10 protein-coding genes are annotated in these 12495 nt (G+C 67.1%); 3 read left to right on the top strand and 7 right to left on the bottom strand.

Annotated features, from left to right (window positions below):
• Positions 1-55: 55 nt before the first annotated feature.
• The 4 genes from EAH76_RS19045 to EAH76_RS19025 form a co-directional block, all read right to left on the bottom strand.
• The gene (locus EAH76_RS19045) at positions 56-1168 is read right to left on the bottom strand and encodes a zinc-binding dehydrogenase (RefSeq protein ID WP_140851854.1); all 1113 of its coding nucleotides are present in this window, start codon (positions 1166-1168) and stop codon (positions 56-58) included.
• Between the two features lie 133 nt (positions 1169-1301).
• Positions 1302-2165, bottom strand: a complete 864-nt coding sequence (locus tag EAH76_RS19040; RefSeq protein WP_140851853.1) for an isocitrate lyase/PEP mutase family protein — start codon at positions 2163-2165, stop codon at positions 1302-1304.
• Between the two features lie 154 nt (positions 2166-2319).
• Entirely contained in the window at positions 2320-4197 is a 1878-nt protein-coding gene (locus tag EAH76_RS19030) for a hydantoinase B/oxoprolinase family protein (RefSeq protein WP_140851851.1), read from the bottom strand.
• Between the two features lie 11 nt (positions 4198-4208).
• Positions 4209-6257 carry a hydantoinase/oxoprolinase family protein gene (locus tag EAH76_RS19025; RefSeq protein ID WP_140851917.1) on the bottom strand — a complete coding sequence of 683 codons (2049 nt, stop codon included), beginning with the start codon at positions 6255-6257 and terminating at the stop codon, positions 4209-4211.
• Between the two features lie 185 nt (positions 6258-6442).
• On the opposite strand from EAH76_RS19025, the gene EAH76_RS19020 reads away from it, so the two are divergent.
• The 3 genes from EAH76_RS19020 (at position 6443) to EAH76_RS19010 (ending at position 10319) form a co-directional block, all read left to right on the top strand.
• Positions 6443-7948 carry an aldehyde dehydrogenase family protein gene (locus EAH76_RS19020; RefSeq protein WP_140851850.1) on the top strand — a complete coding sequence of 502 codons (1506 nt, stop codon included), beginning with the start codon at positions 6443-6445 and terminating at the stop codon, positions 7946-7948.
• A 140-nt stretch (positions 7949-8088) separates the two neighbouring features.
• On the top strand, positions 8089-9522 hold the full coding sequence (locus EAH76_RS19015; protein WP_140851849.1) for an aldehyde dehydrogenase family protein: 1434 nt from the start codon (positions 8089-8091) through the stop codon (positions 9520-9522).
• Complete coding sequence (locus EAH76_RS19010; RefSeq protein WP_140851848.1) at positions 9522-10319, top strand: alpha/beta fold hydrolase; 798 nt, start codon at positions 9522-9524, stop codon at positions 10317-10319. Before EAH76_RS19015 ends, EAH76_RS19010 begins: the two co-directional genes overlap by 1 nt.
• 22 nt (positions 10320-10341) lie before the next feature.
• Here the strand turns inward: EAH76_RS19010 and EAH76_RS19005 are convergent, their stop codons facing one another.
• From EAH76_RS19005 to EAH76_RS18995, 3 genes are read right to left on the bottom strand one after another with little or no spacing between them, the layout of a single operon-like run.
• On the bottom strand, positions 10342-11145 hold the full coding sequence (locus EAH76_RS19005) for an alpha/beta fold hydrolase (RefSeq protein ID WP_241659792.1): 804 nt from the start codon (positions 11143-11145) through the stop codon (positions 10342-10344).
• Positions 11142-11639, bottom strand: coding sequence for a VOC family protein (locus tag EAH76_RS19000; protein ID WP_140851846.1), 498 nt, complete (start codon positions 11637-11639; stop codon positions 11142-11144). Before EAH76_RS19000 ends, EAH76_RS19005 begins: the two co-directional genes overlap by 4 nt.
• A 10-nt stretch (positions 11640-11649) precedes the next feature.
• Positions 11650-12324 (bottom strand): hypothetical protein, encoded by a 675-nt coding sequence (locus EAH76_RS18995; protein ID WP_140851845.1) that lies wholly within the window; start codon positions 12322-12324, stop codon positions 11650-11652.
• Between the last annotated feature and the right edge of the window lie 171 nt (positions 12325-12495).

The following is a 12495-nucleotide window of genomic DNA, read 5'->3' as shown; positions in this document are numbered from 1 at the left end:
CACGTGGCAACGACTATCCGCCTGTCGGATAGTTACCCGCCGTTTCTGGATAGTTTCAGGGCTTGACCACCTGCCGGATGGCAGCGCCGCTGGCGAGTTTGTCCATCAGGCCGTTGATCTCGGAAAGCGGGCTGATCGAGGTGAGCAGGCGTTCGACCGGCAGGCGTCCCGCGCGCCACAAAGCGACATAGCGCGGAATGTCACGGCTCGGGATCGACGAGCCCATATAGCTCCCCGTCAGCGTCTTGCCGTCGGCGACCAGGGACAGGGCCGAGATTTCGAGCTTTTCGGACGGATTGGGCAGGCCGACCGTGACGACGCGGCCACCGCGGCGCGCGGCGCCATACGCGGCGGCGAGGACGACGGCCTTGCCGACGGTCTCGATCACGACGTCGGTCTTGGGAAGCGTGTCGGCTTCGTCGGGCGCGACCGCCATCGCCGCGCCGAGTTCGAGCGCGAGCGCACGCTTCTCAGGGGACGGATCGATTGCAGTGACCGGCTGCGCGCCAGCGGCGAGCGCGCCGAGCAAAGCGGCGAGGCCGACGCCGCCGAGGCCGTAGACCAGGACGCTCTCGCCCGGGCGGACCTGCGCCGTGTTCATCACCGCGCCGACGCCGGTCAGCACCGCGCAGCCGAACAAAGCGGCGGTCTCGGACGGGATGTCGCGATCGACCTTCACCGCCGAGCGGCGATCGATGACGGCGTGCGTCGCGAAGGCGGAGACGCCGAGATGGTGGTGCACCGTCACAGCGCCCTCCGACAGGCGCGAGCCGCCGTGCATGAGCTCGCCCCGGCCGTTGGCGGCGGCGGCGTTGGGGCAGAGATACCCCTCGCCCGAGGCACAGGCGACGCATTCGCCGCACGACGGCAGAAAGACGAGCACGACCTGGTCGCCGACCGCGAAGTGTTTGTCATCGGGGTTGCCGAGCGCGACGATCGTCGCGGCGGCCTCATGGCCGAGCGCCATCGGCATCGGGCGCGGGCGATCGCCGTTGATGACCGAGAGATCCGAATGGCAGATGCCAGCGGCGTCGATCCGGACGAGCAGTTCGCCGGGCTTGGGGTCGGCGAGCGTGAGCGCCTTCACCGCGAGCGGGGGGCTGTCCGCGTACGGGCGGGCGTGGTCGCCGCTTTGCGCGAGGACGGCTGCGGTGATTTCGATGCTCATGGGTTGCTTCCTCGAAACGCGTAAGCCCCTCCCCTTCAGGGGAGGGGTTGGGGTGGGGCCGTAACGGGCGCCCGTCTCGGTGAGACTTCCCCCACCCCCAACCCCTCCCCTCAAGGGGAGGGGCGAAAAAGGGCTACCGATCCTTGCCCCACTTCTTCTCGAACGCCCAGACATCGTCGAAGCCGATCAGCGAGCAGAATTCCATGAAGTTGAAGATGCCGTCGGGCTCGCCAATGCCCTTCTCCTTGAGATCGACCAACGACTTCTCGATCGCCGCCGCGGCCACCAGGCTGGTCAGCGAAGGGTAGATCGCAAAGGCATAGCCGATCTCGGCGAGCACATCGGCCTGCGGCACCGGGGTCAGGCCGCCGTTCGCCATATTGGCCATCACCGGCTTGTCGAACGCGGCGCAGGCGGTGCGCATCTCTTCCTCGCTCTGCATCGCCTCGGGGAAGAGCACGTCGGCGCCCGCCTTGGCATAGGCTTCGAGCCGGCGAAGCGCGCCGTCGAGCCCCTCGCTCTGCCGCGCGTCGGTGCGGGCGACGATGAGCAGGTTCTCCTTGTCGTCGCGCGCGTCGCAGGCGACCTTGATCTTCTCGACCATGTCCTCGGTGCTGATGAGGCGCTTGAACGGCGTGTGACCGCACTTCTTGGGGAATTCCTGGTCCTCGAGCTGGACCGCGGTGACGCCCGCCGCTTCATAGCCCTTCACGGTGTGATGGACGTTGAGCAGGCCGCCATAGCCGGTGTCGGCATCGGCAATCAGCGCCGCGGTGCTGGTGCGTGCGAGCGTTGCCATCCGGTCGACCATCTGCGTGTAGCTCGCGATCCCCGCATCGGGCAGGCCGAGCGCCGAGGCGGTCAGCCAATAGCCGGTGCCATAGACGATATCGAAGCCGACCTTGTTGGCGATCACCGCGGTGATCATGTCGTGGATGCCGGGGACGACGAAGAATTCGCCAGTGGCGAGCTTGGTGCGGAGGATCGGGTTGGCCATGCGGTACGTCCTTGTGCGCCCGGTTGGGCGGATTCGAGTGTATTGAACGCTCACCGTCACCCCGGCCTTGTGCCGGGGTCCACCGGGCCGCGTATCCTGCGCGCCGACGGTCTCGGACGACGGTGGACCCCGGCACAAGGCCGGGGTGACGATGTCAGGCAGCCACCTTTGCGGTCGGATGCCAGACCGGTTGTTTGGGCGCCGGGAGGCCGGTCTCGGCGAGGCAATTGGCGCGCAACGTCTCGATGTCGGGGCCGTAGTTGAAGGTCGGCAGCACCTCGGGACGGGCAGCGCGCATCTCGGTGCGGAGCTGCTCGGTCGCGGCTTCGTCGACCAGCCCGTCGACCAGTACCACGCCGTAGCGGCGCGATCCTTCGACCGTCACCAACCCCTGCGTCAGCTCCTTCGCGAGCAACGCCGGGTCGCGCTCGAGCGGGTCCCCCCAGCCGCCGCCGCCCCAGGTGATGAACTTCAACTGCTCGCCGGCCTCGACCTCATAATCCTCGAGCTTGTTGCCGAGCACGATCTCGGTCCCGTCATTCTTGACCAACACCTTGCGCGCGCGCGTGCCGGGCTCGCCGCCATTGACGCCCCAGGGCGGCACGAACCAGCGATCGTCATGGATCGCGATCACGCCGTCCTCGAGGAAGCGGTACACCATGTTGATGCCGTTGCCGCCGCGGTGCAGCCCCGCACCGCCGCTGTCCGCCACCGTCTCATAGACTTCGATCCGCAGCGGGAAGTAGCGCTCGAGGAATTCGTTGGGGACGTTGGTGAAGCCCGGCCAGAGCGAGTGACCGTCGGGCCCATCACCCATCGGCCGTGCGGGGATGCCGCCGAAGCCGATCTGGAACAGCTGGAACCACTTGCCGTCCTTGTCGGTCCCCGCGTAGAACAGATGCGGCGACGAGGAGAAGCCCGCGGCGTTGAGAAACTCGGGCGTCCCCTGCCCGAGCAGCCCGCCAAGGATATCGAACAGGCGACCGAGCGCGTGGGTGCGGCCCGACAAAGCCGAGGGGAATTTCGGCTTGAGCAGCGATCCCGCCGGGATGCGCACGTCGATCAGGTCGTAGAAGCCGTCGTTGAACAGGATCTGCGGGTCGAACACCATGATCATGTAGATTCCGAAAAACATCTTCATCATGTTTTCGTTGAGGAAGAAGTTGATCGACGCCTTCGACTGCGGGTCGGTCCCGTCGAAGTCGAGAATCACGCGGCCGTCTTCGCGCCACATCGTGCATTTGATCTTGTACGGGCCATAGCCCATGCCGTCGTCGCAGATGTAATCCTCGAAGCTGACCTTCTCCTCGCTGACCGAGGTCTCGACGAGATGCTTCATCGCGCGATAGTTGCGCTCAAGCAGCATGTCGGTCGCCGAGGCATAGACATCGTCGCCGAAGCGCTCGCACATCTCGACGATGCGGCGCGAGGCGACGCGGCAGGCGGCGGTCAGCGCGTTGAGATCGGCGATGTTCCATTCGGGCGTGCGGACCTGATGCATGATCAGCTTGATCAGATCGGCATTGTAGACACCCTGCTTCCAGATCTTGACCGGCGGGATGCGCACACCCTCCTGGAAGATGTTGGTCGCATCGATCGGCATCGAGCCTGGGACCTTGCCGCCGATGTCCGACATATGCCCGAACATCGAGGTGTAGGCGACCAGCCGGCCGTTGCGGAACACCGGCAGCAGCACGAGCCAGTCGTTGCTGTGGCTGATCGCGCCGCCGACCGAATAGGGGTCCGACAGGAAGATCAGATCGCCCTCCTCGACTGTGCCGTCGAAGCCGTCGAGGAACGGGCCGATGTACGAGCCGAACTGTCCGACGATCATGCGGCCCTTGCTGTCGGCGATCAGCGGAAAGGCGTCGCCCTGCTCGCGAATGCCGGGCGACATGGCGGTGCGCACCAGCGTCGCGTCCATTTCGATGCGGGCGTTGCGCAGCGCGTTCTCGATCACTTCGAGCGTGACGGGGTCGATCGCGACCGTGTTGAAGGGCGTCGAATCGGCCTGGATGATCTGTGCGGGCATAAGGGCTCCTGTCAGGCCAGAGTGATGAGGATGTTGCCGACCGCATCGACCGCGCCGGTGCAGCCGGCCTCGATCAGCGTGGTCGAATCCATCTCGATGACGATCGCGGGACCGGGGATGATGTCGCCCGCGCAGAGCTTGGCGCGGTCGTAGATCACAGCGGGTGCCATCGCGCCGTCGGCCCAGAGTTCGTGGTCGCGCAGCTTGGCATTGATCGGGTCGCCATTGCCCTGCGGCAGCGCCGGCGCCTTAAGGTCGAGCAGCGGCCCGAGCGCCACGGCGCGCAAATTCACCAGCTCGTGCGCGGTGTCCATGTTGAAGGTGAACAGGCGGCGATGCTCCTCGTCGAAGCGCGCCGTGATGCCGGCAAGGCCGTCGCGCGTGAGCGTCTCGGCATCGATCGACAGCGGCACTTCGAACGCCTGACCTTCGTAGCGCACGTCGATCTCGAACAGCGAGGTGACGTCGCTATCGGCGATCCCCTCGGCGACGAGTTCGGCGCGGGTCTGCGCGGCCATTTCGGAGAGGATCGCCTGGACTTCCGCCTCGCCGGTCTCGCTGAAGCGGCGCGAGAAACTGCGCGCGGTCTCGGTGCGCATCTGCGTGGTGGCATCGCCGAGCGCGCAGAGCACGCCGGGGCTGACCGGCGAGATGGCGGGCCAGCTGTTCATCAGCCGCGCGACCGCATTGACGTGGAGCGGCCCGGCGCCGCCGAAGCCCATCAGCGCGAAGTGGCGCGGATCATAGCCCTGCTGGACCGAGATCATCCGCAGCGCGCCGAACATATTCTCGTTGACGATGTCGATGATGCCGCGCGCGGCCTCCATCAGCCCGATGCCGAGCTTGTCGGCGATCGTCTGGACCGCCGCCTTGGCGCCTGCGCGATCGAGCTTGAAGGTGCCGCCGAGCAGCGACTCGGGGAGATAGCCGAGCACGACATTGGCATCGGTCACGGTCGGCAGCACGCCGCCCTTGCCGTACGCCACCGGCCCGGGAATCGCACCGGCCGATTGCGGGCCGACACGCAGCGCGCCGGTCAGCTCGGGGACATAGGCGATCGAGCCGCCGCCCGCGCCGACGGTCTTCACGTCGAGCGCCGATGCCCGCACCGCGAGATGGCCGACCTCGGTGGTGCGCACGCGGCGCGCTTCCAGATTCTCGATCAAGGCGACGTCGGTCGAGGTTCCACCGACGTCGAGCGTCAGGATGTTTCGGATCCCGGCATTCTTGCCGACCCACAGCGCGCCAGTCACGCCGCCCGCAGGACCCGACATCAGTAGCGAGACGGGATGCTCCTCGGCCTTTTCCGACGACATCAGCCCGCCGTCCGAGCGGAGCAGCGAGAGCGAGCCCGCCATCCCGCTGTCGCGCAGCTTGGTGCGCAGGTTGCGGACGTAGGTGCGCATGATCGGGCGGACCGCGGCGTTGGCGACCGTGGTGAGCGTGCGCTCATATTCCTGCATCTCGGGCAGGACGATGTGGCTGAGCGACATCGGCACGTCGGGCAGGATTTCCGCCGCCAGCTCGGCGACGCGGTTCTCGTGCGCACCATTTAGGTAGGCGTTGACCAGGCTGATCGTCAGCGCCTCGATCCCTTGGCTTTTCAGCTTTTCGAGCGCGGCGCGGATGTCGGCATCGTCGATCGGGCGGATCTCGTTGCCCTGCGCATCCATCCGGCCGACAATCTCGACGGTATCCTCGAGCGCGGCGAGCGGCACGGGCTTGGGCCAGACGATCCAGCCGGCGAGCCCGCCAGGGACGAAGCTGCGCGCGATCTGCATGATCTGGCGATAGCCCGCGGTGGTGACGAGCCCGACGCGCGCGCCCTTGCCTTCGAGCACCGCATTGGTCGCGACCGTCGTTCCGTGAAGGAAGATCTCGACGTCGGCAGGCGTAATACCCGCGCTCGCGCAGATTGCATCGACCCCGGTGAGGATGCCGACCGAGCTGTCATGCGGGGTCGACGGCGTCTTGTGCCGCCAGAAGCCGCCGCTCGCCTGATCCAGCAGCAGCAGGTCGGTGAAGGTCCCGCCGACATCGACGCCCAAACGATACGCCATTGTGATCCCCGCTAAATGGATGTGCGTGGTGCCGGCCATGCGGCACCGTTGCCCCGGGTCTTACGGCAGCGCGATTTGGCAAAGCCGCTGCGTGGTGACGACTATCCGACCTGCGGCTTTTCGCGGCTGGCGGTTGGGCGCTGGGAGCCACGTCGGCCAAGGTCGGCGCACCACAGGAGAAGCCCATGCCGATCGTCCGCCCCGATCTCCGTCCCGACACCCTCGCCTTCCTCGCGCGCCGCGGCGCCGGCAGCGGCCTGCTGATCGACGGCGCATGGCAGAGCGCCGAGGGCGGCAAGACGCTCGCGACGCTCGACCCGGCGACGGGCAGCGAGACGGCGCAGATCGCCGCCGCATCGGCGAGTGACGTCGATGCCGCGGTTAGCGCGGCACGCGCGGCGTTCGATGGCTGGCGCTCGACCCCGCCGCTCAAGCGCGCGCGGATCCTGTGGGATATCGCCGATTTGCTCGAGAAACATATCGACGAGCTGGCCGAGCTCGAGACGCTCGACCAGGGCAAGCCGCTGTTCGTCGGGCGCTGGGCCGAGATCCCGGGTGCGATCAACCAGTTCCGCTTCTTTGCGGGGCAGGCGATGGCGATCGAGGGCAATACGCTCGAAACGTCGATCGATTATCAGCCGGCGGGCAAGAAGGTCTCGGCCTGGACGGTGCGCGAGCCCGTCGGCGTGGTCGCGGCGATCGTGCCGTGGAATTCGCCGCTGGTGCTGACCGCGATGAAGCTCGCCCCTGCCCTCGCCGCGGGTTGCACTTTGGTGCTGAAGCCCGCCGAGGACACGTCGCTGAGCGCCTTGCGGCTCGGCGAGCTGATGATGGAGGCGGGGCTTCCTGCGGGCGTGCTCAACATCGTGACGGGGCTCGGCAGCGAGACAGGCGCGGCGCTCGCCAATCATCCCCATGTCGATAAGATCGCCTTCACCGGATCGACCCAGACCGGCCGCGCGATCCTCGATGCGGCCAAGACCAATTTCAAGCGCGTGACGCTCGAATTGGGCGGCAAGTCGCCGACGATCGTGCTGCCCGATGCCGATCTCGAACTTGCGATTCCTGGCGTGGCGAACGCGATCTTCTTCAATGCCGGACAGGTCTGCATCGCGGGGTCGCGGCTGTACGTGCATCGCTCGATCCACGATCAGGTGGTCGAGGGTGTGGTCGCCTATGCGGAGACGCTCAAGCTCGGCCACGGGCTCGACCAGACGACGCAGATGGGGCCGCTCGTCTCGGCGCGCCATGCCGCGCGCGTCGCGGCGTTCGTGTCGGAGGCGCGCTCGGCGGGTGCGTCGATCCTCACCGGGGGCGAACTGTCGGGCGAGGCGGCGACCTTCATGCCGCCGACGGTGGTCGCCAACGTCCATGCGCAGATGGACATCGTCCGCGAGGAAGTGTTCGGCCCCGTGCTGGTCGCGCAGGCCTATGACGAGATCGAAGAAGTCACCGCCGCCGCCAACGACAGCCAGTACGGCCTGGCCGCGAGCGTGTGGACCGAATCGCTGTCGAGTGCGCATCGGTTGAGCGGGGCGCTGCGCGCTGGCACGGTGTGGATCAACAGCCATGCGATGTACGATCCTTCGCTGCCGATCGGCGGCATGAAGGCCTCGGGCTGGGGTCGCGACAGCGGCAAGCAGGCGATGGACAATTATCTCGAGTGGAAGACCGTCTGCGCGATCGTGTGATCCGCGCCGCGCTCCTGCCGTCACCCTCGCGAAAGCGAGGGTCCCGCTTCTTCTACCAGCGGCGGGGCCAGGCAGCGGGATCCCCGCTTTCGCGGGGATGACGACGCCTTCGTTTTTGCCAACTGGCCATAGGTTTTCCCATGACGACGCTCAAAGACGTCTACCCGCTCTACCTCAACAACAAGGCCGCGCAGCCCAATGCCGACCTTGCGGTCACCGACAAATTCACCGGCGAAGTCGCCTTCCATGTCGCCCAGGCCGATGCCCCGACGATCGAGGAGGGCATCGCCGGTGCGGTCCGCGCGGCCGAGCCGATGGCGCGGATGCCGGCCTATGAACGCCAGGCGGTACTCCAGCACTGCGTAGACCGCTTCAAAGCGCGCAAGGACGAGCTCGCCTATGCGCTGTGCGTCGAGGCGGGCAAGCCGATCAAGGACAGCGAGGGCGAAGTCGGACGCCTGATCGACACCTTCCGCCTGGCGGCCGAGGAAGCGACACGGATGACCGGCGAAGTCCAGCCGCTCGACATTTCGCCGCGGGCGAAGGGCTATCAGGGGATGTGGAAGCGCGTGCCGATCGGGCCGTGCTCGTTCATCTCGCCGTTCAACTTTCCGCTCAACCTCGCCGCACACAAGATCGCGCCCGCGCTGGCGGTCGGCTGCCCGTTCGTGATGAAGCCCGCGAGCCGCACGCCGCTCGGGGCGCTGATCATCGGCGAAGTGCTCGCCGAAACCGATCTGCCCGAAGGCGCCTTCTCGATCCTCCCCGCGCACCGCGAGGGCGCCGATCTGTTCACCACCGACGACCGGCTCAAGCTGCTGAGCTTCACCGGCTCGCCTGGGGTCGGCTGGGATCTGAAGGCGCGCGCGGGCAAGAAGAAGATCGTGCTCGAACTCGGCGGCAATGCCGCGGTGATCGTCGATGCCGACGCCGATCTCGACGATGCGCTCGAGCGCGTGATCTTCGGCGCTTTCTATCAATCGGGGCAGAGCTGCATCGGGGTGCAGCGAATCATCGTCCATGAGTCGATCTATGACCGTTTCCGCGCCATGCTCGTCGCCAGGACCAAGGCGCTGGTCGCAGGCAACCCGCACGATCGCGCGACCTTCATCGGCCCGATGATCAGCAAAGGCGAAGCGCGCCGGCTCGACGGATGGATCCAGGACGCGGTGGCGCGCGGCGCGACGCTACTGTGCGGCGGCAAGCGCGACGGCGCGATGCTGGAGGCGACGCTGCTCGAGAATGTCGATACTGCGAGCGACGCCTATCGCGAGGAAGCGTTCGGGCCGCTCGCGATGCTGAGCCGGTTCAGCGATTTCGACGCCGCGCTCGACGAGGTCAACGACAGCAAGTTCGGACTACAGGCGGGCATCTTCACGCGCGACCTGTTCAAGATGTTCGAGGCATGGGACCGGCTCGAGGTCGGCGGCGTCGTGATCAACGACGTGCCGAGCTTCCGCGTCGACAACATGCCCTATGGCGGGGTCAAGGATTCGGGCCTCGGCCGCGAAGGGATCCGCTTCGCGATGGAGGACATGACCGAGATCCGCAATCTTGTGATCCGGCGGACGTGATGCGCGAGATCCGCAAGACCTATGTCGACACCCCCCGCGGACAGGTTCACGCGCATATCATCGACGGCGTCCAGCCCGCGATCGTCTTCCTCCACCAGACCGCGACTTCGGCGGCGAGCTACGACGCGCTGCTGCGCACGCTCGATTTGCCCAACCAGCTCGTCGCGATCGACACGCCGGGGTTCGGCGGGTCGTTCGACCCGGAGGGCTGGCCGTCGCTCGGCGACTATGCCGCGATGGTGCTGGCGGCGATCGACGCGCTGGGGATCGCGCGCTTCCATCTGTTCGGCCATCACACCGGCGCGACGCTGTCGATCGAGCTCGGCGCAAGCGTCCCCGATCGCGTCGCCTCGCTGATGCTCGCAGGGCCGGTGTTCATGACGCCTGCCGAGCAGGTCGCGTTCGAGGCCGACTATAGCACGCCGATCGCGCTGCGCCGCGACGGCGGCCATCTGCTCCGCAACTGGCACTATGCCGCGGGCTACAATCCCGACTGCGACCTCGAACTGCTCCACGGCGAGGTGATCGCGATGCTGCGCGCCTGGCGTGGGCGTCCGCAGGCGTATCGCGCGGTCGCGCTCCACGACAGCGCCGCCGCGATGTGCCGCGTGGCAGCGCCGGTCTTGCTGCTGACCTCGCCCGACGATTTCTTCCATTTCGGCTTCGACCGCGCGGTCGCACTCGCACCGGGCGCGATGGTGGTCGAAACTGGCGGCGGCAATTTCCAGCCCGGCGCAGATGCACCCGGTGTAGCACGCGCGATCGAAGGGTTCTTCGCGGAGCGCGAATTGTCTTGAAGCACGATTGGCGGGGCTGGCTTCAAAGCCCTTGGAGGAATCCCGCCACCGCATCGGCCCACGCCTCGGGCTGCTGATCGACGATGTCGACACCCCCGCCCTCGAGGGCCACGAACGCGAAATCGGGGCGGATCGCCCGCGCCGCGAGCGCGTGCGGATAGATGATGTCGCCGGTGTTGGTCAGAATCATACCCGGCTGCGTCACCAGCGCGAGCCGCTCGTCCTGGCGATATTGGTAGGCGGCGTGGTGGCCGTACCAGAACAGCCCCTTCCCGCTCAGCGCCTGGACGACATAGTCGCTGATCCGCGCGAGCGGCACGGTCCCCGCGGCGAATGCCTCGCGGATTTCGAACAGCTCGTTGAAATGCGTGCCGCCGCTATGCTCGGCCCAGTTGAGTTCCCATTGATGGCCGGTCGCCCAATATTTCTGCCGCTCGGCCTCGTCGATCACCAGCGGTCCGTTGAGGATGATCGCGCGCACGCGCTCTGGGAAGAGGATCGCTGCCTCGTTCGCGACCAGCGCCCCGGTGTGATGGCCGAGCACATCGGCCCGCGCGATCCCGAGCGCGTCTAACACCGCGGGCACGATCTGCGCATAATCGGCGATCGTCGGCGTGACATCGGTCGGGTCGGACTGCCCGAACCCCGGCATGTCGATCCCGATCGCGCGAATCCCGCGCGCGGCGAGCGGGGCGTAGACGTTGTCGAACTGTGCGGCGGTCATCGGCGCCTGGTGGAGCAGCACCAGCGGCGCCCCCTCGCCTTGCTGCTGGTAATGGATCTGCCCGAACGGCCCGTCGGCATAGCCGCGCCGCGCGCGGCTCACGCGCCTTCGCGTCCGGTCAGTTCCTGCTCGGCCGGATCGTTCTCGACCAAATTGAGTAGGATCCCGTCGGGATCGCGCATGCACACTTCGGGCTGTTCGCGGTGCGGCATGCGGAACATCTCAGGCTCGGGCGACCAGCTCGCGCCGGCCGCACGCAAGGCGGCGAGCGCGCGCTCCATCGACGCGACGTAGAACACCAAAGCGACCTCGCCGATCCGCGCCGGGCCGGTCGCCATCGGCACCGTTTCGGGCGCGAGCGTAGGGTCGATCTTGAACAACCCGATCATGCCGTAATTGGGGCCCCCACTCTTGACGATGCGGATCGCGAGCGGTCCGTGATCGGCAAAACCGAGGATGCGCGAGGCCGAGGGATCGTCAAGCACGCCCTCGTAATAGATTTCGGTAAAACCGAGCGCGGCGTAGAAGGCGGCGGCCTTTTCGAGGTCGCGCACGAAGATCGTGCCGCGGATGAGCGAGGAGACGGATCGGGTCATACGGGGCCTTTCAGGCTTCGGTCAGTTCGGCCAGCACATAGCTGGCATCGACATGGCTCCAGTCGAGCTTGAGGAACACGCAATCCTCGGCGCGCACCCAGAGATCGGCGGCGGGCCAGGACGGGTCCCAGCGCAGCGCATAATGCCGCGCGGCGAAGCTGCCCGCGGGAACGTCGATGCGCTCCTCGCCGAGATAGGCGACCTCGATCGTCACGGGCCGCACACCCACCGCCTCGTCGCCGTCGGGCGAGATCGAGTTGGTCGCACAGGCGATCGGGACGAAAACGCCGGGCTGGTCGGTGCCGCGCGCGTTGACGATCAGCGCGTCGCCCTGCAGCGGATGCAGCCCGAGATAGGCGAGCGGCTCGGCGAGCGCGAGCCTGGCCTGTTCGACCCGCGCGCCACCGATCCAGCCGTTCAGGACTACATCGTGCGCGCCGACATCGAACCACAAGGCCGCTTCGCGCGCGCCGTGCCGACTGATCCGGCAGAAGCCGTCGAGCGGTCGCCACTGCGCATCCATCGCCAGCGTGACGTCCCGCGTCAGAGCGACGTCGTCCATCTCGCAGAACGCGCGCAGCGTGACGTCGGCGGGCGAGCCGATCAGCTCGAAACGCTCGCGCCCGGTCTCGCGCCCGTCGCCCGCCAGATACTGGATCCGGCCCGAGATATGCCCGGCGCGCATCACTGTCGTCCGGCGCGGTGGCCTGAATGAGGAACAATCATGGGCATGTCCTTCCACGCGTTGCGGCATCAGCCGGCATTGGGGAGTGAATAGGACTGGCGCGGTGCGCCGGGTCGAGCTTGATCCGCTGTGTGATCGACAGGCGGCTATCCGCGGCGCCCGACGCGATGT

The sequence above is a fragment of the Sphingomonas glacialis genome (assembly GCF_006439055.1).
In the GTDB taxonomy this organism is placed as follows: domain Bacteria; phylum Pseudomonadota; class Alphaproteobacteria; order Sphingomonadales; family Sphingomonadaceae; genus Sphingomonas; species Sphingomonas glacialis_A.
This window is presented reverse-complemented; position numbering and strand designations above follow the sequence as displayed.

Excerpts from the sequence above, each read along its gene's own strand:
- EAH76_RS19045 (WP_140851854.1), bottom strand. The coding sequence starts at position 1,168 with ATGAGCATCGAAATCACCGCAGCCGTCCTCGCGCAAAGCGGCGACCAC.
- EAH76_RS19040 (WP_140851853.1), bottom strand. The coding sequence starts at position 2,165 with ATGGCCAACCCGATCCTCCGCACCAAGCTCGCCACTGGCGAATTCTTC.
- EAH76_RS19030 (WP_140851851.1), bottom strand. The coding sequence starts at position 4,197 with ATGCCCGCACAGATCATCCAGGCCGATTCGACGCCCTTCAACACGGTC.
- EAH76_RS19025 (WP_140851917.1), bottom strand. The coding sequence starts at position 6,257 with ATGGCGTATCGTTTGGGCGTCGATGTCGGCGGGACCTTCACCGACCTG.
- EAH76_RS19020 (WP_140851850.1), top strand. The coding sequence starts at position 6,443 with ATGCCGATCGTCCGCCCCGATCTCCGTCCCGACACCCTCGCCTTCCTC.
- EAH76_RS19015 (WP_140851849.1), top strand. The coding sequence starts at position 8,089 with ATGACGACGCTCAAAGACGTCTACCCGCTCTACCTCAACAACAAGGCC.
- EAH76_RS19010 (WP_140851848.1), top strand. The coding sequence starts at position 9,522 with ATGCGCGAGATCCGCAAGACCTATGTCGACACCCCCCGCGGACAGGTT.
- EAH76_RS19000 (WP_140851846.1), bottom strand. The coding sequence starts at position 11,639 with ATGACCCGATCCGTCTCCTCGCTCATCCGCGGCACGATCTTCGTGCGC.
- EAH76_RS18995 (WP_140851845.1), bottom strand. The coding sequence starts at position 12,324 with ATGCGCGCCGGGCATATCTCGGGCCGGATCCAGTATCTGGCGGGCGAC.